A 26647-nucleotide genomic window follows, 5' to 3' on the forward strand; every position below is an offset into this window, starting at 1 on the left:
CTTGACGTGATATTCGTCTTTATCCATAAATCCATTAATTATTGAACAGGGGTTAAATGTGCATCACAGGGTAATCGATTCTCCCGGGGCCAGCACACGGCCTTCCAACCCTTTTGCAGCAAGTTGTTGCACGAAGTGTTCCGCATCCTGACGAATTACCGGGAACGTATCATAATGGACCGGGATCGTCAGTTTGGCATTAAACCATTCGGCCGCTTGCAGCGCATCCTCAGGTCCCATGGTGAAATGTCCACCAATCGGCAAGAAGGCTACATCAATATCATGACGATCACCGATCATTTTCATATCCCCGAAGAGACTTGTGTCTCCGGCATGCAAAATCGTTTTACCACCAATATTAATGATATATCCAGCAGGCAAACCTGCATACATGATCCGTTGTTCTTCTTCGAGCACAATCCCGGAAGTATGGAACGCCTGAATCATTTTGGCTTGAGCAAAGTCAAGATCTACCGTTCCGCCCATGTTCATGCCGAGTGTATCCAGACCTTTCCAAGACATATATGTAGCCAATTCCACAATAGCCACAACTTTGGCGTTATTTGCTTTGGCTATAGGTTCAGCATCGAGGATGTGATCCATATGTGCATGTGTCAGCAACACAACATCTGTCTTAATATCTTCAGGCTTCGTGACGGCAAGCTCGTTGCCACGCAGGAAGGGATCAATGATCAGAGACTTTTCTTCTGTGCCCAGCTGTACACTGGAGTGACCGTGGAACGTAATATTCAACAACTTGGATTCCTCCCGACATATGTTTTGATTATTTTGAAAACCACTATATATTATAAATCATACCTCTTCACCAACGCAAAATCACGCTAGCCTCCGTGTCACCGTTGCTTACGATATACTCTTGCTTCATACGGCTGAAGCTGAATCGCACCTTCATCGGTAGAATAACGTCTGCTCACATTGCTGATGACCAACTTGGCATGCTCGGAAGTCCAACCTTCCGGCCAGTGCATCTCAGGTTCATGCCCACGGAAATTCAGAATGACCAGCATCTGCTCATCTTCCAGCGTTCGGGTATAGGCATAGATATCCGGATCATCCGGTAGCAGCAGTTCATACGCACCATAGATAAGTACTTTATGTTGTTTGCGAAGGGCAATTAACTTACGGTAATAATGCAAAATGGATTGCGGATCACTTTCGGCATCAGCCACATTAATCTCAGGATAATTATCATTCACCTGAATCCACGGCTGACCCTGGGTAAACCCTGCATGTTCCGTCTCATCCCATTGCATCGGCGTGCGGGCATTATCGCGACTCTTCAGCCAGATCGCCTGCATAACTTCATGCTTTGATTTACCTTGACCAATGTAATGATTGAAATAATTTTTGGTCTCGATGTCCCGGTATCGTTCGATATTCGGGAAAGCGACATTGGTCATGCCGATCTCTTCTCCTTGATAGATGTAGGGGGTCCCTTCGAGTGTAAGCATCCATGTCGCCAGCATCTGAGCAGAACGCACCCGATATTTACCATCATCACCAAAACGGGAAACCGGACGTGGCTGATCATGGTTCCCCATATAATTGGCGTTCCAGCCTCTACCATGTAAAACCGTTTGCCACCGGCTCATGATTTCTTTGAGATCTGTCAATTTCCATTCCTTATAGTTCCATTTACCAATTCCGGAGGATTTAGCATCGATAAACATATGCTCAAACTGGAATACCATATTAAGCTCATCACGATCCGTCCCCACATAAGCCAGCGCCTGCTCAGGTCCAAGTCCTGAAGTCTCGCCAACTGTCATGGGTCCGTAGGGTTTCAGGATCATGTTATTCAGTTTCTTCAGGATGGAGTGTACCTGTTCCAGGTTGGAAAAGAGCTGATATGCTGGAACCACCGGCAGATTATCCGGATTGTGGGCACTTGGCAGACCCTCTGCCTTGGCGATATGCGCTACTGCATCGAAACGAAATCCGTCTACCCCTTTTTCCAGCCACCAATGCACCATCTCATACATCTCTTCTGCCATCTGTGCATTGTTCCAGTTGAGATCCGGTTGCTGTTCGGAATACAGATGCAGATAATATTCATTTGTCTCGGGATCATGCTTCCACACCGAACCCCCAAAATAGGACTCCCAATTATTCGGCACCTGCCCATTTTTGCCTGAACGCCAAATATAATAGTCCCGCTTCGGATTCATCTTTGATGAACGCGATTCAGCAAACCAAGCATGTTCATCTGACGTATGATTCAGCACCAGGTCCATCATAATCTTGAGACCACGCTTGTGTGCCTCTGCCAATAATCGATCAAAATCCTCCATCGTGCCATACTTGCGTAAAATGCCGTAGTAATCCCGGATATCATATCCGTTATCATGTCCTGGTGAATCGTAAATGGGACAGAGCCAGATCACATCCACGCCCAAATTCTCCAAGTAATCGAGCTTCTCATAGATTCCCTGCAAATCGCCATATCCATCCCCATCCGAATCCTTAAAGCTGCTCGGGTAAATCTGGTATACGACACTCTCTTTCCACCAAACGATATCGCCCACCTCGCTCTCAACATTGTTCACTATATAATCTCTACTCACGATATAAATAAGCCGTTAATATGTTTTATCCGAAATGATTCCCTTATAAACATTTGAAAGGTATCTTATGCAAAAAGACCCGGTCATGGACCGCGATCTGCGGTTCAATTCCGAGTCTTTTTTTGTGAATATAAGACTAACTTAAATCCAGCGTAACCTATCCAGGCACCGATCGTGTTCAGAATAATGTCATCCACATCAAACGAACCTACACGTGTAATCAATTGTGTGACCTCAACACCCAGCAGAAGCCAAACAACTGTAGATGTAAAGGTCAGGAATGTACGACACCTCCGAAACAACCATGGGATCCAGATGCCCAGCGGAATGAACAATACGATATTGCCAAACAAGTTTTTGACCCAGGTATCTGTATTGTACCTCTCCCTCTCCATAAGAAGTGGACGAATCGTCTCGAAGGGTACGAGATTATATTGATAATACATGCCTGGTGTTCGGCCACTAACAAACAGTAAATTGGCCATAATCAGTATGTAGAGCGCTGCCATGCAAGCAACAATGGTCAACATCCACTTGGAGTGGAGCCACGACTTTTCGTTCATCCATCCGTCCTCCGACCTTGAATTCCGCGAAGCGGTAAGGTCTATTTTAACGGGATATAGATCTTCATGTCCAGTTGTTCAGGGGTCGATTTCCAGACATCCGTCACTTCAAAGTCAGGCCCTTCCCTCCGTTCATTGATACACACTGATGCCAAAATCCCCTTGTTCTACAAGGAGATGCTCTCTACGCTGGTTGATTTACCAGCAGAGATGTCTCTTGCGAACAAGGGGACTTGTTTGTTTAACAATCTATTCTTAACCTTTCCAGTTCCCGGACACCGGATGAATACCCCAGATATCTGTCGCATACTCACTAATGGTACGATCACTGGAGAATATGCCGGAATGAGCCGTGTTCAATATCGCTTTACGAGTCCAGCCCGGAATATCCCGATACGCCTGGTCAATGGCAGCATGCGCGTCTGCATAAGCAGCAAAATCACGCAATACAAAGTATTCATCACCATGGGCCAGCAAGGAGTCATATATATCCCAGAACTCCCCGTCACGATAACAGAATGCACCTGGATGCACCAGTTGCTCCACGACCTCGCGAATGCGTTCATCGTGCTGCACAATCTCATTCGGACGATAGCTGCCGGAACGATAATACTCAAGTACTTCGTCTGCACGCAGACCATAGATGAACATATTTTCTTCCCCAACCTGCTCCGCCATCTCCACGTTGGCTCCATCCATCGTGCCGATCGTTAAAGCACCGTTCATCATAAATTTCATGTTGCCCGTACCGGAAGCTTCCTTACCTGCGGTTGAAATCTGTTCACTAACATCCGCAGCGGGAATGATCTTCTCTGCAAGAGAGACGGAATAATTCTCGAGGAAAAATACCTTCAAACGGTCATTCACGGCCGCATCCCGATTCACCGTGTCAGCCACGTTGTTGATCAGCTTGATAATTTTCTTGGCAAAATAATAACTCGGCGCTGCCTTGGCACCAAAGATGAACGTACGTGGTACCATATCAAACGAAGCATCATTCTTAAGCCGGTTATACAGATGCATAACATGCAGAATGTTCAAAAGTTGACGTTTGTACCCGTGTAGTCTCTTCACCTGTACATCAAAGATGGAATCCGGATTCACTGCTGTCCCGGTATGATCCAGAATATACGCAGCAAGCCGCTCTTTGTTATCCCGCTTAATTGAACGGAACTGCTCCTGGAATGATGTATTATCCGCAAAACCAGCCAACTGGTCCAGCTTGCCCGGCTCTGTTATCCATTCGTTACCGATTGTATCCGTAATCAGATCCGACAGTTTCGGATTGGCATGCATCAACCAGCGGCGATGGGTGATACCATTCGTTTTGTTATTGAAACGCTCTGGATACAGTTCATAGAACGGAGCCATCTCGCGCTCTTTCAAAATCTCGGTGTGCAGAGCAGCAACACCATTCACGCTATGACTGCCTACAATCGCCAAATGCGCCATCCGTACCTGATCGTTTGCAACAATCGCCAAATGCCCTATGCGATCCTGATCTCCCGGATACCGGTCCAGCAGCATGCCACAGAAGCGTTTGTTGATCTCTTCAATGATCATGTAGATTCGTGGCAGCAGCCTGCTGATCATGGATACAGGCCACTTCTCAAGAGCCTCACTAAGCGTTGTATGATTGGTATACGATACAGTACGGGTTGTGATATCCCATGCTTCATCCCAGCCGTAACCCTTCACATCAATCAGGATGCGCATCAGTTCTGGTATAACCAAGGTTGGATGCGTGTCGTTAATGTGAAAGGCCACTTTATCAGGCAAACGATCATACGGTAGTTCCAGCTTGTTGAACGTACGCAAGGCGCTCTGTACACCTGCTGAGCACATGAAGTATTGTTGCTTCAATCGCAGTAGCTTTCCTTCATACTGAGAGTCATCCGGATACAGGAATTCCGAGATTGATTCAACCGATCGGCTATAATCCAGATAACCGTAGTAGTTCGAAGGGGTGTCGAGTGAAGTCTCGCGCTTTGGCTCGGCACTCCATAGACGCAATGTATTCACATGGGTTTGACCATAACCGATGACAGGCACGTCATAGGGTATGGCGACAACCGATTCGGCATCTTTTGTAACAAACTGATATTCTCCATCCTGCTCATGAGCTTCTACTCGGCCCCAGAACTGTACTTCCACCTTTTTGTCTGGACGGCGGACTTCCCATTCATTGCCCTTATCAAGCCAATTGTCGGGTAACTCTACCTGATTACCATTGATGATTTTTTGCTCAAACAACCCGTATTTATATCGAATCCCGCAACCATGTCCTGCATATCGTAGTGATGCGAGTGAATCCAGGAAACAAGCAGCGAGTCGTCCCAGACCTCCATTACCGAGTCCTGCATCCGCCTCCTGTTCTTCTATCTCTTCCAAGGAGAAGCCCAGCTCAGCTAAACTGTCACGCACCAATTCCAATTCATTCACATTCAACAGATTGTTGCCGAGCAGACGTCCAATCAGGAATTCCAGCGAGAAGTAATAGACCTGTTTATCCTGGCGCTGCTTGAACCCCTGATTCGACGCTGCCCAATCCTGGCCTGCATATTCACGAATCATGCTTCCCAGTACATGGTACACGTCTTCCTGTGTTGCTTCTTCAATCGGTTTGCCCAATTTGCTGACCAGATTCCGTGTAAATATACTCTTGAACGTTTCCTTGTTGTCAAACAAAAGTAGGTTCCTCCCGGGGAAATCCTGCAGGATGGTGGCGGTTCATACAAATTGAACTAGAGAATATTTACACTGGACACTTCGATGACAGAATAACCTTCCGATCGCTGTTATCCCCAGATTTTTTTGATTCCTTTTTAAAATGGGAAAATCCGGGGATAAAGGCGAGCGCTACGCTTCTTTAGGTCATTTCTGTCCTCTCCGTTTTGTGTAAATGTTTAAGTTGAATTTATATAATCAAGGGTAAAATTTGAAGACGGCATATGCTTTCGAAGCAGCTTTCTTGCAGAAAGCTTTTAGGCGACCGCTACGCTTCTTCAGAATCGATTTCGTTCTCTTCACTACGTTTGCACGTATGAAAAGCTCTAGCAGTGGTACCCGATGCTTAGAAAGTGTATGAACCTTAAATCCATCCTACAGGATTTTTATTTTATATATATTTATAGAAGATATCGGTTACGTGTGGGCATTAGATAATAGTACTTTTTGCTAAAATGTATGGATTCGACGGGTCGCCGATTAGCGTCTGTCCTCCGGTCAGCTTCACGTCTTTATCGAGAATGACATTCTCAAGGACCGTCCCCTCACCAATGTAACATTTCTGCATGATGATGGAACCTTTTATTTTGGCACCCTTGGCCACCTGTACACCACGGAACAGAATGCTGTCCTCCACCTCTCCACCTACGATGCAGCCATTGGCAAGGAGTGAATGTTTAACGTCGGCGGTATCCAGGTATTTAGCAGGGGCTTCGTATTTAATTTTGGTCTGGATCGGATCTTCTTTGAACAGTTGTTCATATTGCCCTGTGTTCAGCAGATCCATACTGTTGCGATAATAACTGTCAATGGAATTGATGACCGCGTGATAGCCATCATATGCATACGCAGCGATATTCAATCCATCCGGATTTTTTTGGATCACATCCCGGAAGAAATGGCTCTCGCCATGATCAATGCAGCGCTGCACCTGGCGCAGGAACAATTCTTTTTCCATGATGAAAATTTCTGTATATATATTCGGGTGATTAGCGCTTTGGTGAATGTCCACCACGTTACCGTCCCCGTCATGTTCAACTTTGACACAGGCGTCATGCTCAGGCAGCAGCTGATCTACTTTTTTGCAGACCAGTGTAACGTCCGCTCCTTTACTGATGTGATACCTGTAGACATCCTGGAGGTCTGCTTTGGTCACATGGCGACTGCCCGCATGCACAACATATTGTCCTGCCCCTCTGTGGAAAAAGTCCAAATTGTTATGGAAATGCTGCAAGTCCCCTTGTGATGTATCTGTTGGATCGTTCCAGTCTGGTGGCAAAATAAACATGCCCCCATGCTTGCGATCCAAATCCCAAGGTTTGCCGTCACCGAGATGGTCCATCAACGAGCGATATTTTCGCCGTACAAATACACCAATACTCTCAATTCCTGCATTCATCATATTAGATAGAACAAAATCGATCAGACGGTAACGCCCGGCATAAGGCACCGCGGCTCCGCAGCGAAAATACGTCAATTCCTTCAATTCTTCAAGTTCATGGTCAAGGTTAATAACTCCGATCAATGGTTTCATCGCATGCACCGTCCTTTTGACTTCAATTAGGCCTTGCTGGTTATTCCTTGGCGAAGCTGACGTTCCAGTTCTTCCTGATCCACGAGCAATATATCACTCTCATCTTCCGGTGCAGGCGATATCTGTGTTCCATCAGGAATAACCAATCCTTCTGCGATAATAGCTCGGTAAATGCGCACATTTTGCCCGATTTTCACTCTTGGCATGATCACCGAATCGATGACAGCACTGTTCTCACCAACTTCAATTCCGTAGAACAAAACAGAATGATTGACCTCACCATGCACTACAGTGCCTTCACTAATAATACAATTCCGTACCTTGCCCGAAGGTGAGATGTATTGTGCAGGTTGGTTCGGATTACGTGTGAAAATACGCCAGTCCGGATCATTCAGATTAAACGGTGTGTCTTCGTCCAACAGGTCCATATTGGATTCCCAAAGACTGCGAATGGTACCAACGTCTTTCCAATAACCTTCAAATGGATACGCATATAAGGATTTTTCGTTTTCAAGCAACAAAGGAATAATATCTTTACCAAAATCATAGGAGGTGGATGCCTGTTGTTCATCCTGGATCAGGAAACGTTTCAGTACATCCCACTTGAAGAGATAGATACCCATGGAAGCTAGTGTGCTCTTGGGCTCAGGAGGTTTTTCTTCAAATTCATAGATGCTATAGTCATCATTGGTGTTCAACACCCCGAACCGGCTGGCTTCTTCCAATGAGACATCAATGACCGATATCGTGCAATCCGCATCTTTTTCTTTGTGATACTGGAGCATTTTTTCGTAGTCCATCTTATAGATATGATCCCCTGACAGAATGAGCACATGCTCAGGATCGAATTGTTCAATAAAGTTCAGATTGCGGAAGATCGCATCCGCTGTACCCCGGTACCAGTTGCTACCGTCTTCACGTTCATGTGGAGGAAGTACATATACCCCGCCGTTTTTCCGATCCAGATCCCAGTCACTGCCAATGCCAATATAGGAATGTAAGACAAGTGGTTCATATTGAGTCAATACACCCACTGTATCAATACCAGAATTAGAGCAGTTACTCAGCGGAAAATCAATGATCCGGTATGTGCCCCCAAAATATACAGCTGGCTTAGCCAGTGATTTGGTCAATCCTTTTAACCTCTTACCTTGCCCTCCGGCAAGTAGCATCGCTACAACTTCTTTTTTCGCCATCATTACAGCCTCCTCCACGTGCATTCGTTCTGATTCATTTCAGAGCCCATAATCGATATTCTGTTGTGTGGACACTGTTGTCTTGATTAGGAGCTTGCTGTACAGATGTGTAAACGGTGAATCTTTGTTTCAGTTGAACTTCTTTGGATTGTAAAGCCTGAAATAGAGTTGATGCTGGTGTAGAATTGCTTGACTGTCTTACAGAGGTGAATGTTAGATGCAGAACTTAAGGTGTAGCTCGTGAACAATGAAATAGGCTACTCCTATTTAACATTAAACACGAAACGGACTGGGGAATCTTACTGGAAAACATCGACATCAAGTTGCGGGTAAGATACCCCTTTCTCGTGCCGCTGTTATTCATATTGTATTCGATAAAAGGGAATCAAACTCCTTTTGGAAAATTCATGGTAAAAGTGTGACACTACTAGACCCATAAACCTATAAAATCAAAAATGCAGGTCTTACGAATCAGAAAACGGCAATTTATTTGTAAATTTTTAGAGGAATATATAGAAATGTGTCGAATAGATAGTCGTGGTCATAAAAATAGTAATTAGAAATTGCTAAAGAATGATTCTATCGAGGAATTACATACTAATAACTATAAATTATTTGGAGGTCTAGATTGTGGAATTAATTAATAAGTATCTTGATGAAATAACACAACAAAAAGAAAAAGTGACTGTGGTGCTAGTAACTAATGTGGATAACCAGACAAATGAATTTGAAGATTACCATAATAATTCATTAATTTCAGAGTACTTAAGCGAATCTGAGCTAGAAGTGCTCAATCAAGGGTTTGAAAATTTTGGTTTCCGAACTATCATTCATTTTGATGAGACAGAATTTATACAAAAGGTAGCTACGAGCAAACATCCAATATTAAATAGAGATCATATTGGAATAGTATTAAGTATGGCCCAAAAAGGAAAAAAAATCGGCAGAAAATCGTTGTTACCAGCCTTTTGCGATCTATACAATTTAAAATATACAAGTTCCGATCCATACACCGTTAGCCTGTGTAGAAACAAATATCACTCAGGTATATTACTGAAACAGCATGGTATCCTTGTTCCTGAGAGCTGGTTATACACAAAAAAAGGGTGGCTTTTTGAACAAAAGCCACCTCAAGGTTGTAGAGTTATTATTAAATTGAATAATGAATCAGCGAGTATTGGGATTGATCAGAATAACATCATTAATTACGAATCATCAAATGATTTAATGATAGAACAATTGTGCATAGAGTACGGACAGGAAATCATTGTTCAAGCATTCATTGAAGGATATGAAGTAGAGCATCCGTTTGTAGTCGATAAAGAAATTACGCCTTTAATTCCTATGGGAATTCAACTGAACGACAGCAGAAATCTTTCTGATCAAATTTTGACTTATGAAATAAGAGGTAAGGATCAGTATTCTTTTTATAATTATTCTACAGAAAACCAAGTAATAAATGCTAAATTGATTGAGACAACAGCTGCAGTTGCTGAAGTATTAGGCATAACAGGTTTTGGGAGGGTTGATTATCGAATAAATCAAAAAAATGAGTTTTTTGTAACAGATATTGCCACGAACCCACATATTGTTAAACATAGTTCTTTTCATCAATCATTTATTGAATTAGGTTATACATATAATGAAATGTTGGCTACATTTGTAGCAATTACAATTGCAAAATACGACCTAGGATTCCGACCAGAATTGAATATCTGACATAAGGAATCCATTTCCAAATGATTTTTCTTTAGAACGTTCAACAAATTCGGGATACATCTTATCAATAACAGTAAACCATTCTAATCCTGATAACTGTATGTTAGAATCAAACAATTCTTTTATGAGTTCATGGCGTTTTTCGTAATAATTCTGATCTCCAATAGAAGGCATATACGAAATAGTATTCCATAATTCTAAAGCTTCTGATTGGTTACCCAGTAAGTATTCTACTACCATGAGATTAGAGTCAACATAGAATTGATAGTATAACTCGATATTTTTTTGTCGAATCAATTTCTTTTTCAAAGTGTCCAGTATATCCCGAGCATGATCTAACTGGTTAGTTGCTGCATACAACACAGCTTGATTAATTTTAAGTAGTATACTATCTGCACTTGATTTTATTTTATTAAACATTTCATTATATATCTCTAGCCCTTTTTCAAAAGATATATTTTCTGAAGCTATTCCGCTCAAAATATAGTTGTTTAAAGGAATCTCAGGGCGTGGAAATGGGATTCCTTTATGGTTGGCGATAAACTTTCTTAATTGTGTAGCATCTTCAAAACTTTCCTCAAACTTACCCAAAACCAGTGTGTTAGCAATATGGTTGTTTAATGAAAAATAATACTGAATTGGATTAAGTGGAACTCCACCATTTTCTAATGGCCCAAAGTACTTTACACTTTTCATAGTACTTCTTTGAGCAAAAATTATAGAATGAACAGCACTTGATTTTCGACGGAGGATATTGATTTTGTCTTCTGCATCCATGTCATATGATGCCCGATCACCTAAGTAATGCATAAGTAAATTCTCATTTTTTATAGCGCTTGTTTTATCATTAATGTGAATATAACTAATCATTTGCAAAGATAAAATTCTTGACCATAATTCACTTTCACCATCAAGTGAATTAATATCTTTATACTTATCAAGGATAGAAACAGATTTATTTCGCGAATCACTGTCTATTTTTTTTGTCAAACACATGGCTAAGAGATAATCTCTTTCTGCTCTTAGCAAAATTGGATAAGAATCCTCAATCCACCCTAACTCTTCAATAACTTTATCAAAATCTTTGTTCAAATAGTCTGAATAGGCTTGTTGCATGATATCAACATATTCAGCAGCACGAAGCTCGCTTACAGACATCAATATTTCTTGAGAGAAGTCATGATTAATTGTTTCTGAATTACGAAGTTTTTTTACATAAGCAAGAATGTATTGCAATGCCGCTTGATCTACATAACTAGCCTTTAACAGAGCACGTGCTCGCGCAATATAGTCATTTGGCTTAATTACTTTTAGACACTCTGCATAAGCTTGGAAATATGTTTTCTTATCTTCTAATTTGCTCTCAAATAAATTACGAATAATCTCATGTACAAAATTAACTTTTTTATTGTTTTCTTCCACAAAATACAGTTTATTTGCTTCAGTTATAATTTGTTGTAACTCAGCTTGGTTTTTCTTAGTTATTTTTTCAAGTTCAAAAAAGGTAAAAGAAATACCAAGAATAGAAGCATATTTTAAGACTTCAGAGATAACTTCGCCTCTTGCTCCAAGATTTTTTAGTCGGTCTTCAATCAACGTCATAATTTTCTCTGTATTTCCTAAGCTTATCAATTCAGTCGATTCTATAGAAGAATGGTTAAAAAATTGGATGATTTCTTTGGTAAGATGCAAATGTCCACCTGTTATAGAGTATAACCCGTTGATTAAATCATTGTTAATTTCTTTCAGTAAACCCATTGATACCAGTGCAGATTTGTATCCAACTTTTTCGATAACATTTAGGTAGTACGTGTCGAAATGAAATTCTTTAAGAATTTCATTTTTGAATTTCTCGTTATTTAAAGCCTGATCCGATGTCCAATTAATAATAATTACAAGTTCTTCTAGAATGGATAGGTTATTCTCTCTCTCTTTTAGAATTTGATAAATTAAACTTACTGACTTTTCATCCCAAAATTGAAAATTCTCTATGATAAACACAATTCTTTTTTTTGTTAGATAACGTATTCTATATATTATGCTTCTTTCAGAATCCGTTAAATAAGAATTGTCTTTATCGAATTTGTTATCATTATGATTAAGAAACTCTTCTGAGATATGTTCAGCTAAGTCTCCCACAAAGGGAATACCTTTACTTGCTTTGGATACTGTTTTTTTTAGTGTTTTACTGTTATTCCGATTTTTCAAACCACTTTTTTTTGAAGATATGCATCTTTCAAAAGGATAATAATCTCTAGTTATACACTGGCTATCTCCTTCCATAAGAAAAATTTCAAACTCATCTATCAATGATAATTCACTGATAATACTATGAGTGAGGTAAGATTTTCCTGTTCCAGATAAGCCTTCAATAAGAAATAACTTTCTGTTATCTCTTATTCCTCCTAAAATATGTTGCTTAATTTCCTGTTGATGATGTAGTAAAGAGTGAGTCATTCGCAACCTCCAAATAATTTATAGTTATTTGGAGGTCTTTTTCTACACTTTAAAATTATTTCTCGGATTAAACCGTGAAAGCACATCCTTCTTCCGTTCAACAGACACCTCTGTATAAATTTGGGTTGTGCTAACGTTCGTATGCCCGAGAATCTCCTGCACTGAGCGTAAATCTGCACCATTGTTCAGAAGGTGTGTAGCAAAGCTGTGCCTGAGATAGTGCGGTGTTGATTTTTTGCTAACCTTAGATAAGTCCCTGTATTTAGAATAAATATCCTCAATGGAGTAAATAGAGAGTCGATCACCATATTTATTGAGGAACAAGGCATCAGATTGGGGGTCGAAATGTTCGCGGGCATGCAACCATGTTTTAATTTTATGGATAACCTCGCTACTTGAGATGTAGAGCAATCGCTCCTTACGACCTTTTCCAAAAATCAATACGGTTTTCTCTTCGAGATCGATGTGCTCCATATCAATATTCACTAGTTCTCCAATACGAATTCCAATAACATAGAGCAGTTCAATAATAGCATCGTTGCGAAGGTTGATTCTTCTTCTAAAACTCGTGTGTAATTGTTTCATGTGCTCTTGAGGTGCATTTAATAACTTTTCAACCTCATTGACAGAGAGTGTCTTTGGAATACGTCTTGCCGTTTTGAATTTTTTTCCGAAACCAATAATTGGGGACTCGATTATATCACCGTTTTGAACCAAATAATTAAAAAATGCTTTGAAGCATATGTACTTTCTTTTAATGGTCGAGTCTTTAAGTGTGTGTTCACTGTTTAATTGTTCCAGATACATGCGTAAATTTTCTCTGGTTACATCATGGATATGTTTAGTATCAAGCCATTCTACAAGTCTGTTGAGATCAGACAGATAGGCTTTAATGGATTTAAGGGATAGATTTCGCTCTACGCTTAAATAAGTCTCATATTGCTTAATATAGGTGTTTAGGTTACTTGTACTAAGTCTCATGATGCCTCCTGATGTCGATGTCATATGTTGCCAATGGCCCGACCTACATTATTGCGCATTGAACTCCATTTGTGAAGATGCCCAAAGGCATATATACAATATCCGAGATTTGAAAACAAAAAAGAGCCGGATTCCCTCCGACTCGATACACTCGCACTTATATAATTTTGCGGAACAGCTCCATCACTTCATCCTTGGACGGTTGATAGGGATTGCCTGGTGCACTGGCATCTTTCATCGCGTTATCGGCAAGCAGTTCCACATCGGGATCTTTTACACCCAGTTCAGACAATTTCTCTGGGATCCCGACTTCCTTCGATAGCTGACGTATGGCCTCAATGACGTAATCCGAACACTCCTCATCACTTCTACCCTTCACATCCATACCAATTGCCTTAGCAATATGACGGAATTTGCCGGGTACATGCTTGGCGTTCAACTCTTCCACATAGGGGAGTAACATTGCGTTACAGACACCGTGCGGCAGATCATATACGCCACCCAGTTGATGCGCCATCGCATGGACATAACCCAGGCCCGCATTATTAAAAGCAATCCCGCCAAGGAAACACGCATACGTCATATGTTCTCGCGCTTCCAGATCACTGCCGTCTCTCACGGCTCTTGGCAAATATTCAAAGATCAGTTCAACAGCTGCTGCAGCTGTCGCACTTGTCACTGTAAATCCACCCGGTGTAACCATCGCTTCTACGGCATGTGTCAACGCATCCATTCCTGTGGCCGCTGTGAGACTTGCAGGTTTGCTGAGCATCAGCTCCGGATCATTAACCGACAGGGAGACCAGACTATTGCGATCCACCATCACCATCTTCACTTTACGTTCCTCATCTGTAATCACGTAGTTTATTGTCACCTCGCTCGATGTGCCAGCCGTTGTGTTAACAGCCACAAGTGGCACGGACTTATGTTTCGATTGATGAAATCCTTCATATTCACGGATATGCCCACCGTTGGTAGCTACAATGCCAATGCCTTTGGCAGCATCCTGCGGTGAACCTCCGCCTATCGATATAATGGCGTCACAGCCATGATTCTGGAATACTTGTAGTCCATCATGTACATTCTGACATGTTGGATTAGGCTGAACCTCATCATATACTACATAGTCTAACCCTGATTTTCTTAGTATAGACAGTACCTGTTCAGCAACGCCTGAAGTTATCAATTGGCGATCACTTACAACCAGCGCCTTGCGGATACCCATCTGTTCAATCATCTGACCTGCTTCCTGTAAACAGCCTCTACCCATCAAGTTCACGGGCGGAACATAATATGCATGTGTTGCCATTTGAACCAGCCTCCTGTAACCCCTGATTTACTATCTCCATTGTAACTGAATCCGTTTTCAGATATAGTGAAATAAATCACAATGAATCCGATAAATGTTACACTTGAGGTTGATTTTTCCCCGTAATGAAAAAGACGACCCAGACACCCGAAGGTCTCCAAGCCGTCTTAGTTATCTATCTTAAAGCTTTATCCAATACTTATACCTTAACCGAAGGTACTTTCACTAAAAGCATCCTTACGAAGGCTTACAGCGCCTTATCGTTCACGCCGTCAAGCCATGCCTCAATATCACCAATTACAGACGATACACAGCCATCCTCGAATGGAGAGTTCAATCCAGCCAGTTCAACCAATCCAGTGAAGGACAGGCTTCCTCCCGCTTTACACAATGTCAGATAATCGGCCCATGCGGACTTCATGTCCTCATTGCTGCGTTTCCAGAACTGGAATGCACAGATTTGTGCCAACGTGTAGTCAATGTAATAGAATGGCGATGAGAAAATGTGACCCTGCTTATGCCAGAAACCACCCTGCTCCAGATACGCATTATCTTTGTAATTGATGTGTGGCAGATAGGTTTTCTCAATGTTACGCCATGCCTGCTTACGCTCCGTTGGAGTTGCATCCGGGTTCGCATACACAAAATGCTGGAATTCATCCACAGCTACACCATACGGAATGAACAACAGACCGGAAGACAGGTGATCAAACTTGTACTTGTCCGTATCTTCCTTGAAGAACAACTGCATCCACGGCCATGTGAAGAACTCCATACTCATGGAATGAATCTCAGCCGATTCATATGTCGGCCAGTTGTATTCAGGCACTGCAAAATCACGGCTCTCATACACCTGGAAAGCATGACCTGCTTCATGTGTCAATACATCAATATCACCGGATGTACCGTTGAAGTTGGAGAAAATAAACGGCACTTTGTAATCGTTCAGGAACGTACAATATCCGCCGCCCTGTTTACCTTTTTTGCTTACCAGATCCATAAGCTCGTTTTCGGTCATCATCTGGAAAAATGCATCTGTCTCTGGTGATAATTCAGCGTACATTTTTTTACCATTATCGATAATCCAGTCCGCGTCACCCTTAGGTGTCGGGTTACCCGTCTTGAAGCTGAAGCCCTGATCGTAATAATACAGCGTATCCACATCAATCCGATTACGCTGACGCTCTCTGAGCTTGGTCGCCACAGGCACGATATAATCGCGAACTTGTGCCCGGAAGTTAGCAACCATCTCGGCGTTGTAATCCGTGCGGTTCATGCGATCATAGCCGAGTTCCACATAGCTTGGATAACCCAGTTTCTTCGCGATCTGTGTACGCACTTTAACCAGTTCGTCGTAAATGCGATCGAATTCAGATTCATGTTCAGCCATGAAAGTGTATCTGGCTTCCGAAGCACGCTCCCGCATGGAGCGATCCGTGGACAGTTCAAATGGATGAAGCTGTGGCAACGTGCGCTCTTCACCTTCGAACGGAATTTTGGCCGATGCGATCAACTGATTGTATTCTGTGGAAAGTTTGTTCTCCTTCTGGAGTTCTTCAATAATTTCCGGGCTGAATGTTTTCAGTGAAAGATCCGCCAGCTGGAACAGCTGTGAACCCCATTTTTGTTCCAATTCATTGCGGAATTTGGAGTTAACCAATGCACGGTAAAAATCTGTAATATATTCCTGCACAATTGGTGCATTCTCATCCAGAAATTCGTTCTCTGCTTTGTAAAACTCATCATTGGTATCAATGGAATGACGGATGTAGACCAATTGGGCCTGCGTCTCAAAATCACTGCGCAGCGCGTTAATCTGATCCATGAACCCACTCTGTTCTTCAACCGTTGCCGCAGCTTCAAAACCGCTCAACAGCTCACGGAAAGATGTCTTGATGTGTTCCAGATTCGGACGTGTATACGTATACTCACTAAATTTCATTTATGTACACCCTTTCCTGTTTGGCAGAATTTCGGGAGTATCCCGAGTTAAACTACCCCCTATTATACAAAAGAGCAGCTAAAAAATCCCATCTTTACGAAAAATATTTGTCCATCGGTCAAATTTCGCAACATGAATGGTTACATATATTACGTGCTAATGTAAGGTCAGCGTCTCAAAAATTTTCCCCACACAAATAAGCCCGCCTCGCGTTAGCGAAGCCAGCTTATAGGTTGTCTCTTCTTTTCACATTTAAAAATACTAGCTTTGGTCTTTATCCATAATCTGATAGAACCAGCCCATTCCGACCATGCCCACGACCATAATAATGGCCATAATAATGATATATGTCATGAATGTAACCTCCCTGCTTCCGTATATTCATCACACTACTACTAGTGTACACGGTGAAGCGCCGTTTGAATTGACCGAACATTGACAAAAATACGAAATCTTTAATTTTAATAAATGGATTATTTCCCCGATCACACTAAATCATACGTACCTCACTGCACGGTTCAAAGTTTCATCCGCCATGCTTACGGTGTATACTATACTTCTATGAAATGGAATTTGGATTTTTACGCAGAAAGGTTGAAAGACATGTCAACTCGCATCCCCTTACGTCAGCTATTTCTTACTGTTTTATTAGCCCTTATGTTATCGGTTTTAACCGCCTGTGCTGATGGAGAAGCCCATCTAACGGTAAATATGGATGGATCAACGGATCTGGATCTCAATCTCAACGTAAAGAACTCCGCTCTTGGAAAAATTGGACAAGACAATCTCATGCCTCTGATCGCAGATGCATTGAATCGAAATAACTTCCAGGCAGAGGTTTCGGAACAGGGAGATCAGAAGCAGCTCACAGCGACCAGCCATTATGAAAAAAGCAATAAAACCAGCTTTGATACGTCCAAGTTACCACAAGGGATCAAGGTTGAACAATCAACTTCACCCGGCTTCTTCACTTCCAAGATGCACATTACAGCAGAAGCCGACCTCATGGAGTCCATGCCCGATGGTGAGATCAAAAATCAAATGAACAAGGTGCCTAGCTTTCTTAAAAACCTCTTGTTAAAAGATGTTAACTTTGACTTTAAGTTGTCTTTGCCCATCAAGGCAGCCAATTCCAATGCGGATCAAGTGGAGGATGGCGGAAAAACGCTCATTTGGCACGTTTCACCCCTCCAGATGAATAAACTGGATCTGACTGTACAGGTCCCAAATATCCGGAATATCATCATAATTGCAGTCATTGGTCTATTATTAATCGCTGCTCTGCTCATTTGGTTTTTTGTTCGTCGCAGACGGGCCAGACAGCGCCATAGTGCAAGATCACATCGCGAAAAAAATTAATTCTTCACACCAATTTTAATTGTGACTTGCCAAACGGTGTTATGGATAGTAGAATACATCCGTACTGTGTGAACGGTTAATTTTTTATTAAGCAAAGCTAAAGAGGTGACAGGTTTCATGAATATCCGCGAATGCCCACTACCTGGTATCGGAGTTAAGTACCAGTTTGATACAAAGGGCGGCCATCAGTTAGTCATTATTGTGCATGAGGACGGACGCCGTGAATTATTCTCCGTTGATCCACAAGACAACGAAGAACTCACTCTGATTGCAGATTTGGAAGATGACGAATGTGTGACTCTCTCCGGTTTAATCGGAGGCTGGTCCTGATTTTTGTTGTCAGGTGCCAACTAATTTGATTAAATGACAAAATAACCTGTACCTTGAATTTCAAGGCACAGGTTATTTTTCCGTTACGTTACCCTTTGAGAGCGAATATATGGAACCCATGTATTCAGTACGCGGCTAATCTCCGTGGAATGAAACGGTTTGCTGATAAAGTCCTGCATCCCGCATTTCAGACACTCCTCACGGTCACCGGCGCCTGCAAAAGCTGTAATCGCTGCAATAACCGGTATTTCTGGGTGGCTCTGTCTGATGTGGCAGGTCGCTTCAATCCCATCCATAACTGGCATTTGAATATCCATAAACACCAGGTCATATTGAACCTTGTTCAATGAATCGACGGCCTGTGCACCATTCTCAACGATATCACATACTCCGCCAAATTTGCGCAGCATCTCCTCCAACAGATGACTGTTGACCGCTTGATCCTCAGCAATCAAAATTTTGATGTCATGGGCAAGACTCGCTCGATCCAATTGCAGTTCATCATTCGTGGTGATTTCAATCGGGTCATTACTTTCCTCTAACCAGCGCTCCACTACGAGGGTGAACTGGAATTCTGCCCCCTCACCGATCTCACTCTGTACGCCAATCGCTCCGCCCATTAACTCCACCAGTTTTTTGCTGATCGCAAGCCCCAAACCTGTCCCGCCAAACTTGCGATTGATGGCCGGATCAAGCTGTGAGAAGGATTGGAACAACTGATGCTGCTTTTCTATTGGAATGCCAATCCCCGTATCTCTCACCTTAAAGGTCAACATCAGGTTATCCTCACCATGCTCATCTGAGAAATCAGCACCTACACTCACCATAATACGGCCCTGCTCTGTGAATTTAACAGCATTACCCACCAGATTAATCAAAATCTGCCGGATTCGTGTCTCATCCCCTCGAATGCGTTCAGGAATGTGATCCGACACTTCACAATAGAGTTCAATATTTTTCTCTGATGCCTTCAGTGCAAACAGCTCGATCACCCCACCCAGCATCGCCTTAATATCTACAGGTGCGCGCTCAAGATCCATTTTGCCTGCTTCGATTTTGCTGAAATCCAAAATTTCGTTCAAAATGTACAAAAGGGATTCGCCGCTATCAATCATGATTTCCGCAAAACCTTTCTGTTCATCATCCAGCTCGGTTTCCATTAACAGATGGGCCATGCCCATGATGCCGTTTAATGGCGTACGAAGCTCATGACTCATGATGGCGAGAAACTCGGACTTTGCCCGGTCTGCATGCTCTGCTGCTTCCTTGGCACGTATGATGTCCTTAACAGATGTCATATCACGGAAAACCAACACTGCTCCGCGGGTTCTACCCTGATCCATAATCGGCTTCAATTGGAACTCCGCCAAGAAACTGGATCCATCCGGTCTCCAGAATACGGATTCGGTACGCGGCAGACCTCGTCCCTCACGAACAGCCTGTAGAATTGGTGTATCCTTGGATGGGTAGGGGATGCCTTCGCTCTGCATTTGGATCATCATCTGCTCTAATGGTTTGCCATTCAATTCACTTGGACAGAAGTTCATGATCTCCGCAGCGGCCGGATTGGCAAAGTTCAGATTCCCTTCCAGGTCCAGTCCAATAACACCTTCAGACATGCCATTCAAAATCAATGCCCGTTCATAACTAAGATTCTCGATTTCCTCGACGTAACGTTTGGACTCAGTAATGTCACTCGTAATCCCGTAGACCCCAACAACTTTGTCCTCAAGTATAATAGGAACATTAATCACATTTGTTTCAATTCGCTGCCCATTTTTGTGAATTAAACCTATCTCGTAGCTCTGTGCATTGCCCTTCACCGTTTCCTCAAAATGATATCGAGTCTTCTCCAGATCCACAGGATCAATGAGGTGATCAAAAGGCCGACTCAGCAGCTCCTCCTTGGTGTGTCCTGTCAACTGTTCCTGACCCATATTGGCTTTCAGCAGATTGCCTTCCAGATCAAGAGAAGCCACACCTAGGGGATTACAGTCAAATAACGATCTGTACTCCTGCATGCTTAACTGTTGTTGCTGGCTGGCTGTGATATCCCGGGTTACTGCGACCATCTCCATTAATTCACCTGAATCGTCATATACATAGTGCGTAATCGTATCTGCCCATACCGTAGATCCATCCTTATGTAACAGGCGATAATTGAGCCGTTTGGGAGCCAGACCCTTTCTCTGCTCTTCTACGTACGCTTCAACCAAAGGCACATCCTCCGGATAGATCACAAATGTTCCCGGCTTGCCTATAACTTCTTCTAACTCATAGCCCAACATGCTTTTACATGCATTTGATACATATTTAAAGGTACGACTTGAATCGGCATCATGTATTGCAATCAGGTCTAGTGAAGACTCCGCCAGCAGGCGAGAGATGCGACTGCTCTCTTCCAATTGTTTACGTTGCACAATGAGGATTTCCTCTGCATCTTTTTGTTTCGTAATGTCAGCAGCCTGTACCAACAGATACAATGGCTCACCATTCGTTTCATCCCTAACAATGCAAGCTCTAATGGTAGCCCATAATAATGAACCGTCCTTTCGTTTCAGACGAACCTCCGTCTCGTACATCGGACTTGTTTCATGAGTCATTTCCCAGAACTTGCTGCGGAATTCCTCCATATGCAGATCTTCTTCGTAGATCATATGTATGACCGAAGTATCGATCAGTTCATCTTCACTGTATGCAAGCATCTCGCAAAATGCAGGATTAAGCTGCAACCATCGTCCATTTACATGCGATGCGACAGCAATGCCGATTGGTGCGTGCGTATACAATTGTTCGAACAGAGATCGGCTCTCTGTAATGGATTTCGACATTACATGTCCTCCTTTATGAGAATCTGAATGTATTCCGTATGATTAGATCGACCTGAACATAACTTCATCTATAGAGTACTACCCCAAATGCCATGATTGATAAACGAGATCGGGCAAAATCCCTGCATGAATCGACATATACTACACAATACCCGTGCTCTCCTGATTATACAATGTTGAGTATTCGAATAGGAACGGAGGTTATAGATTATGATCATTGTCGCAAATCAACCCGTAGAACTGAACCGCTCGGAATGGTCTGATTTTGAATGGTATTGGTTACAGCAACTCCAGAATCGTCCTACAAGGTATGTGTACCAATCCATGGATCATCTTCGTTTTGAGTGGGACTTGAGGGGCTCTCTCGTGGATGCAGCGGAAGGATTGGATCGAAGCGGTGTGAGTTTTGCATCCTTTGAAAAATCCAGATGTAATCCTGCCTACTGGAATCGTAATGCGGAAGGTGGGTTTGAGCTAAGATCAAACGTGACCCCCGCCGACGGCATCCGGGATATCTGGAGGAATGGTCACTTATATGCTTTTGAATGTGCAACAGCTACCGTTATTGTGCTGTATGGTGGCGTGCTGGGAAGCATTCGCGAAGACGCCTTTAATTCCCTGTTTCGAAATCTGTTACTCTTTGACTGGCATTATGACAGTGACCTGCGATTAACCGAAAAAAACGGTAGCGAAACCGCCCTGCCAGGAGATGTGCTGTATTTCAAAAATCCGGATGTTTCTCCGGAAACCCCCGAGTGGCAGGGAGAGAATACGTTCATGCTGCGCGAGAACTTGTATTATGGTCATGGCATTGGTATTGCAAGTGGCGAAGAGATTATACGTACCCTGAATCAGTTCCGCGTTCCAGTTAGTCGAGTCTCCGCCTACTTAATGGATATGGTGATCTATCCGGACTTCTTTTATTTATCCCGATTCGCCAAAAACAGCCAGAATAATATGGCCGCTGGTTCTACGCCTGTATTACCCGGACAGTTATATGTACGACTTGGTGGCAGCCGTTATTTACGCAGCTGAACTACGGAAACGGCTTTTGCATTAAATTGCGAACAATACCTCAATCCAAGTAATGACAAACAAGCCCAATACAGCAGCAGTTAACCTGCCACCTCATTGGGCTTTTTTTACATCCAAAAAATCATTACTTTATCGACATTCGCGTTACCTTTGTCCTACATCGAGGATCGCTCTTGGCGGTTTACGCATTCGGGTCCAGTTGCACAACAACCTGTTTACCACTTACCTGAACACCTGTCGTTTTGCTACCGAATTCAGCCAGCGATTTGCTCAGCTGCTCAGCCCACTCCTTGCCTGCAACTCCTTCTTTGGCTCCATGCACCTGGATGACGAGTTTCACCGAATCACCCTTCTTCAGAATGCGCTCCGCTTGAGATTGCTTCGTATCCCGGTCATGATCTTCCATCGCAAGGTTCAAGCGAATTTCCTTTACTTTACGTTTATCGGGGGATTTACTCGCTTTTTTCTTCGCCTGCTGTGCTTCCGCTTTGGCTGCTCCAGCTCCAATCAGCTTGCATGGTGGTGGACTCGTCATCAAGGACAAGCACACCAGATCTACTTTATGCTGCTTCGCAAGTAGAAGTGCTTCCTGCGTGGACATCACACCCAGATCCTCACCATTCAGGCCGGTCAGCTGCACTTCGGCTGCTTTGATCTTTTCATTTTTGATCATGATTCTTCCTCCTCTACATCAAAAGCCTGTCCTGACCATTTACGGATCAGAGCAGGCTAGGATGGTGTTACTACTTATTTGTAATACATATCAGCGTACAAATACGCCAATCGGTTTGATTTACAGCGTGTTGAATGCTTCCGTCAGAACCGGTACAATTTGTGATTTGCGTGATACTACGCCTTTCAAGATAGCTCTGCTATCAGACAACGTCACATTGTAGGCTTTCTCCACTGCTTTAGTGGATGTACCATATGCCAAAGCTACGGAATCGTTGTTCAGAATGTCTGTTACGACAAATACGAACAGGTCGAGACCTTTACTGGAGATAATCGCATCAATAGCTGCTTCAAGCTCAGGTTGTTTCACGAGAACGTCATTCACGTCAACGGCATTAACCTGTGCAATTTCCACTTTGGATTGACCCATTACGAATTCTTTGGCATCCAGGGAAATTAGTTCAGCAATTGTTTTTTGGCTCAGATCCGCGCCGGCTTTCAGCATGTCCAGACCATAGCTGTCTGCATCTACACCAGCAATGGCAGCTAATTCACGTGCAGCGGCTACGTCCTGCTCTGTGCAAGTCGGGGATTTGAACAACAGGGAATCGGAGATAATCGCAGACAGCATCAAGCCAGCAATTGGTGCACTCACTTCGATACCATTTTCTTTGTACATTTTATTCAAAATGGTTGCTGTACAACCTACAGGCTCTGCACGGAAATACAGAGGTCCGCTTGTCTCAAAGTTAGCAATACGGTGATGGTCGATAACTTCAACAACAGTCACTTCTTCAATATCGCTTACACTTTGCTGACGCTCGTTGTGGTCAACCAGAATAACTTTGTTTACTTCATTTGCAGCGGTTTTAATCAGGCGCGGTGCTGCAATTTTGAATTGATCCAGTGCAAACTGGGTTTCACCATTGACTTCGCCGAGACGAACAGCTTCAACGTCCTGACCCAATTTTGTTTTCAGATCCGCATAGGCGATTGCCGAACAGATCGTATCCGTGTCGGGATTTTTGTGACCGAAGATTAACGCTTTTTCCATATTCATAGCCCTCCGTCAATTCTGATTTATATAAGTTCAACCAAAGAATGTTTACACTTGCCACTCCGATGACAGAATAACCTTCCGATCGCTGTTATCCCCAGATTTTTTGATTCCCTTTTAAAGGGAAAATCCGGTGATAAAGGCGAACGCTCCGCTTCTCCAGCTTTTTTCTGTCCTCTCCGTTCTGGTGTAAAAAGTTTAGTTGAACTTATATAGAAAATATATGTCATATTTCAATCATACCCTACTGATTATAGCGCTAATAAGGCTTAATTCCAATCCCTTTACAGCGAATTAATTGCAAATCATTCTCAGGCAAGTCATTTTGGAAAATAGCCAAACTTGGTTCATTCCCCTCAAGCTGATATGGTATGTATCCTATTTATTCCATCGTACAACCTTATAAATTAGCATACGAAACTCTGATACGCAACGAAAACATTAAATCTCAGGCTCTTCCGCGCTCTGCCCTTGCCGTACAAAAAAGGTCTGTAGACTCCCGTCTTCACTAATCTCCAGCAGGTTCAATTGCGCTCCGTAGGCACAACCGCCGTCAATGCCAATTTTGTCTCCGCTCGGGTCAAACCATATGCCTGTCTCATCATGCAAATGCTTCACGGGGGTGTGTCCAAATACGACCGTCTCTCTAATCGTCGTTGGTCTGGAATAGAATGATTCACGAATCCAGATAAAGTCCCGCTCGGACTGGCTTCTCCAATCCTCGATATCCGGGTTGATCCCGGCATGTACAAAAATATAACCCGGAATTTCGTACACCAGCGGAAGCTGTTCCAGAAAACGAAGATGGTGTTCATAGTGTGTACGTATCCACTTTTTGGCTTCAGCATAAGCTTCCCAATCTATCTGCTGCTCATCGTATGTAAGCTCCAGATCCAGATAACTTGCCATCGTCTGTAATCCACCATTACGGATCCAGTGTTGATCATATTGCTCAACATCCTGGGTTAACGCCTTGACCATCATGGCATCGTGATTGCCTTTAATCACCATAATATGGTGCTGTTGCTGAAGCTGCATAATCTGTTCGATGACCTGTTTGCTGCTTGGACCTCGATCCACATAATCACCGAGTAAAATCAATTCATCCTGCTGCGGATTATAATCTGCGAGCTTAAGCAATGCATTAAATTCATCGTAACAGCCATGAATATCACTAATGACACATCTGCGCATGTGAATCTCTCCTCTCCCTGATCACGCAAGAGTATAACCGGAACCTTGCATGAGCAAGATTCCAGTCTGTTTAGAGTAGTTATTCCCGCTTGCTTACCATTAGTCCTGCTTGAGTCCAAAGGCTTCTGCAATCAAGCCGAATGAGCGCAGACGTGCTTCAAACGAATGGACTGCTGACGCGATAATAACTTCATCTGCTTCATGTCGTTCAGCCATTGCGGTAATTTTATCTTTCACCTGATCCGGTGTACCCACGATAGAAAAAGAACGGCGTTGACGGATCTGTTCCATCTCCATCGCTGTGAATGGATAGTTGTTCACCGTCTCCAGGGATGGGAATGAACTTTGTTCAAGACCTCGTCCAAGGCGTAAGAAGAAAAGTTCATTGCTACGCGCAAGTTCAGCAGCTTCCTCCTCTGTCTCCGCGCAGAATGCCGAGACAGCAATCATTGAATGTGGTTTGTCATTCAGGATGGACGGCTTGAAATGTCTTCGGTAATGTTTCATCGCTTCTTCGCCGCCTGGTGTTCCGAAGAATTGGGCAAACGCATACGATGTCCCTTGCGCTGCAGCAATTCTCGCACCTTCGGAGCTAGAACCCAGCAACCACACTTCCGGAACGGTTGGAACCGATGGTCCCGCTACAAGAGATGCGAACCGATGATCCTCAGGCAATTGCTCGTGGAAGTATCCGCCCAGATCCGCAATCTGCTGCGGGAAGAATTGTACATTCGATGATTTACCTTCGTTCAGCGCTCTGCTGGCAATCGGCATGCCGCCTGGTGCTCTGCCAATCCCAAGGTCAATGCGTCCCGGATGCAGAGCTTCCAGCAAACGGAAATTCTCCGCAACCTTATAGGCACTATAATGAGGCAGCATGACACCGCCGGAACCTACACGAATTCGATCCGTAAATGCTGCGACATGTGCAATCATAACTTCTGGACTGGAGAAAGACAGTGCACCACTACCATGATGCTCCGACATCCAGAAACGGGAGTACCCCAATTGATCCGCATGTTGCGCGAGTTTCACCGTTTCCTGCAACGTATCCTGTACACTTCGTCCTTCATTGATATGTCCATGTTCGAGTACACTCAGTTTCATATATATTCAATCCTCTCGTCTGTTAGGTCCATAAGTACTGTGAATATGA

General features: G+C 43.2%; 19 protein-coding genes and 1 pseudogene. 4 read left to right on the top strand and 16 right to left on the bottom strand.

What is annotated here, in order from left to right; genetic code table 11:
- Nucleotides 1-63: 63 nt before the first annotated feature.
- The 7 genes and pseudogenes from ACDJ59_RS13290 to ACDJ59_RS13320 all read right to left on the bottom strand — a co-directional run bounded on the left by ACDJ59_RS13290 (nt 64) and on the right by ACDJ59_RS13320 (nt 8605).
- On the bottom strand, nt 64-756 hold the full coding sequence (locus tag ACDJ59_RS13290; protein ID WP_017688878.1) for a metal-dependent hydrolase: 693 nt from the start codon (nt 754-756) through the stop codon (nt 64-66).
- A 98-nt stretch (nt 757-854) separates the two neighbouring features.
- Nucleotides 855-2567, bottom strand: a complete 1713-nt coding sequence (locus tag ACDJ59_RS13295; protein ID WP_413409372.1) for a glycoside hydrolase family 13 protein — start codon at nt 2565-2567, stop codon at nt 855-857.
- Nucleotides 2568-2689: 122 nt separating this feature from the next.
- On the bottom strand, nt 2690-3148 hold the full coding sequence (locus ACDJ59_RS13300) for a VanZ family protein (protein ID WP_413409374.1): 459 nt from the start codon (nt 3146-3148) through the stop codon (nt 2690-2692).
- Nucleotides 3149-3189: 41 nt separating this feature from the next.
- Nucleotides 3190-3282: pseudogene (locus tag ACDJ59_RS13305) on the bottom strand (AraC family transcriptional regulator); the annotation flags it as partial.
- A 121-nt stretch (nt 3283-3403) separates the two neighbouring features.
- Complete coding sequence (locus tag ACDJ59_RS13310; protein WP_036608763.1) at nt 3404-5836, bottom strand: glycogen/starch/alpha-glucan phosphorylase; 2433 nt, start codon at nt 5834-5836, stop codon at nt 3404-3406.
- A 469-nt stretch (nt 5837-6305) separates the two neighbouring features.
- A complete protein-coding gene (gene glgD, locus ACDJ59_RS13315; RefSeq protein WP_413409376.1) occupies nt 6306-7409 on the bottom strand; it encodes a glucose-1-phosphate adenylyltransferase subunit GlgD in 1104 nt (367 codons plus the stop codon).
- Between the two features lie 26 nt (nt 7410-7435).
- Nucleotides 7436-8605, bottom strand: a complete 1170-nt coding sequence (locus ACDJ59_RS13320) for a glucose-1-phosphate adenylyltransferase (protein WP_036608767.1) — start codon at nt 8603-8605, stop codon at nt 7436-7438.
- A 630-nt stretch (nt 8606-9235) separates the two neighbouring features.
- On the opposite strand from ACDJ59_RS13320, the gene ACDJ59_RS13325 reads away from it, so the two are divergent.
- A complete protein-coding gene (locus ACDJ59_RS13325; RefSeq protein ID WP_413409377.1) occupies nt 9236-10324 on the top strand; it encodes a hypothetical protein in 1089 nt (362 codons plus the stop codon).
- On the opposite strand, the gene ACDJ59_RS13330 is transcribed toward ACDJ59_RS13325, so the two are convergent.
- From ACDJ59_RS13330 to ACDJ59_RS13345, 4 genes are all read right to left on the bottom strand, one after another.
- Nucleotides 10295-12781: a hypothetical protein gene (locus ACDJ59_RS13330; RefSeq protein ID WP_413409379.1), complete on the bottom strand. Its 2487-nt coding sequence runs from the start codon at nt 12779-12781 to the stop codon at nt 10295-10297. The two genes, ACDJ59_RS13325 and ACDJ59_RS13330, sit on opposite strands and share 30 nt — an antisense overlap.
- A 42-nt stretch (nt 12782-12823) precedes the next feature.
- Entirely contained in the window at nt 12824-13762 is a 939-nt protein-coding gene (locus ACDJ59_RS13335) for a tyrosine-type recombinase/integrase (protein WP_413409380.1), read from the bottom strand.
- A 157-nt stretch (nt 13763-13919) separates the two neighbouring features.
- A complete protein-coding gene (locus ACDJ59_RS13340; protein ID WP_413409382.1) occupies nt 13920-15071 on the bottom strand; it encodes an iron-containing alcohol dehydrogenase in 1152 nt (383 codons plus the stop codon).
- A gap of 247 nt (nt 15072-15318) precedes the next feature.
- On the bottom strand, nt 15319-17013 hold the full coding sequence (locus ACDJ59_RS13345; RefSeq protein ID WP_413409383.1) for a M3 family oligoendopeptidase: 1695 nt from the start codon (nt 17011-17013) through the stop codon (nt 15319-15321).
- 711 nt (nt 17014-17724) lie between these two features.
- Here ACDJ59_RS13345 and ACDJ59_RS13350 point away from each other — a divergent pair.
- Complete coding sequence (locus tag ACDJ59_RS13350) at nt 17725-18372, top strand: hypothetical protein (RefSeq protein WP_413409384.1); 648 nt, start codon at nt 17725-17727, stop codon at nt 18370-18372.
- A gap of 117 nt (nt 18373-18489) precedes the next feature.
- A complete protein-coding gene (locus ACDJ59_RS13355) occupies nt 18490-18702 on the top strand; it encodes a hypothetical protein (RefSeq protein WP_017688899.1) in 213 nt (70 codons plus the stop codon).
- An 83-nt stretch (nt 18703-18785) separates the two neighbouring features.
- Here ACDJ59_RS13355 and ACDJ59_RS13360 read toward each other — a convergent pair whose 3' ends face one another.
- Nucleotides 18786-21533: a PAS domain S-box protein gene (locus ACDJ59_RS13360; RefSeq protein WP_413409386.1), complete on the bottom strand. Its 2748-nt coding sequence runs from the start codon at nt 21531-21533 to the stop codon at nt 18786-18788.
- A gap of 210 nt (nt 21534-21743) precedes the next feature.
- Here ACDJ59_RS13360 and ACDJ59_RS13365 point away from each other — a divergent pair, with 210 nt between their 5' ends.
- Complete coding sequence (locus ACDJ59_RS13365) at nt 21744-22568, top strand: protein-glutamine gamma-glutamyltransferase (protein ID WP_413409387.1); 825 nt, start codon at nt 21744-21746, stop codon at nt 22566-22568.
- A 181-nt stretch (nt 22569-22749) separates the two neighbouring features.
- Here ACDJ59_RS13365 and infC read toward each other — a convergent pair whose 3' ends face one another.
- The 4 genes from infC to ACDJ59_RS13385 form a co-directional block, all read right to left on the bottom strand.
- Nucleotides 22750-23241: a translation initiation factor IF-3 gene (infC, locus tag ACDJ59_RS13370; RefSeq protein WP_091031425.1), complete on the bottom strand. Its 492-nt coding sequence runs from the start codon at nt 23239-23241 to the stop codon at nt 22750-22752.
- A gap of 120 nt (nt 23242-23361) precedes the next feature.
- Entirely contained in the window at nt 23362-24294 is a 933-nt protein-coding gene (locus ACDJ59_RS13375) for a manganese-dependent inorganic pyrophosphatase (RefSeq protein WP_017688903.1), read from the bottom strand.
- 444 nt (nt 24295-24738) lie between these two features.
- On the bottom strand, nt 24739-25491 hold the full coding sequence (locus ACDJ59_RS13380) for a metallophosphoesterase family protein (RefSeq protein WP_100528824.1): 753 nt from the start codon (nt 25489-25491) through the stop codon (nt 24739-24741).
- A 99-nt stretch (nt 25492-25590) separates the two neighbouring features.
- The gene (locus ACDJ59_RS13385; RefSeq protein WP_413409390.1) at nt 25591-26598 is read right to left on the bottom strand and encodes an LLM class flavin-dependent oxidoreductase; all 1008 of its coding nucleotides are present in this window, start codon (nt 26596-26598) and stop codon (nt 25591-25593) included.
- Nucleotides 26599-26647 lie beyond the last annotated feature (49 nt).

Origin of the sequence: Paenibacillus amylolyticus (assembly GCF_047302515.1) — a bacterium.
In the GTDB taxonomy this organism is placed as follows: Bacteria; Bacillota; Bacilli; order Paenibacillales; family Paenibacillaceae; genus Paenibacillus; species Paenibacillus amylolyticus_G.

Excerpts from the sequence above, each read along its gene's own strand:
- ACDJ59_RS13365 (WP_413409387.1), top strand. The coding sequence starts at position 21,744 with ATGATCATTGTCGCAAATCAACCCGTAGAACTGAACCGCTCGGAATGG.
- ACDJ59_RS13335 (WP_413409380.1), bottom strand. The coding sequence starts at position 13,762 with ATGAGACTTAGTACAAGTAACCTAAACACCTATATTAAGCAATATGAG.
- ACDJ59_RS13345 (WP_413409383.1), bottom strand. The coding sequence starts at position 17,013 with ATGAAATTTAGTGAGTATACGTATACACGTCCGAATCTGGAACACATC.
- ACDJ59_RS13300 (WP_413409374.1), bottom strand. The coding sequence starts at position 3,148 with ATGAACGAAAAGTCGTGGCTCCACTCCAAGTGGATGTTGACCATTGTT.
- glgD (WP_413409376.1), bottom strand. The coding sequence starts at position 7,409 with ATGAAACCATTGATCGGAGTTATTAACCTTGACCATGAACTTGAAGAA.
- infC (WP_091031425.1), bottom strand. The coding sequence starts at position 23,241 with ATGATCAAAAATGAAAAGATCAAAGCAGCCGAAGTGCAGCTGACCGGC.
- ACDJ59_RS13385 (WP_413409390.1), bottom strand. The coding sequence starts at position 26,598 with ATGAAACTGAGTGTACTCGAACATGGACATATCAATGAAGGACGAAGT.
- ACDJ59_RS13375 (WP_017688903.1), bottom strand. The coding sequence starts at position 24,294 with ATGGAAAAAGCGTTAATCTTCGGTCACAAAAATCCCGACACGGATACG.
- ACDJ59_RS13380 (WP_100528824.1), bottom strand. The coding sequence starts at position 25,491 with ATGCGCAGATGTGTCATTAGTGATATTCATGGCTGTTACGATGAATTT.
- ACDJ59_RS13340 (WP_413409382.1), bottom strand. The coding sequence starts at position 15,071 with ATGGCAACACATGCATATTATGTTCCGCCCGTGAACTTGATGGGTAGA.
- ACDJ59_RS13330 (WP_413409379.1), bottom strand. The coding sequence starts at position 12,781 with ATGACTCACTCTTTACTACATCATCAACAGGAAATTAAGCAACATATT.
- ACDJ59_RS13320 (WP_036608767.1), bottom strand. The coding sequence starts at position 8,605 with ATGGCGAAAAAAGAAGTTGTAGCGATGCTACTTGCCGGAGGGCAAGGT.
- ACDJ59_RS13355 (WP_017688899.1), top strand. The coding sequence starts at position 18,490 with ATGAATATCCGCGAATGCCCACTACCTGGTATCGGAGTTAAGTACCAG.
- ACDJ59_RS13360 (WP_413409386.1), bottom strand. The coding sequence starts at position 21,533 with ATGTCGAAATCCATTACAGAGAGCCGATCTCTGTTCGAACAATTGTAT.
- ACDJ59_RS13350 (WP_413409384.1), top strand. The coding sequence starts at position 17,725 with ATGGATGGATCAACGGATCTGGATCTCAATCTCAACGTAAAGAACTCC.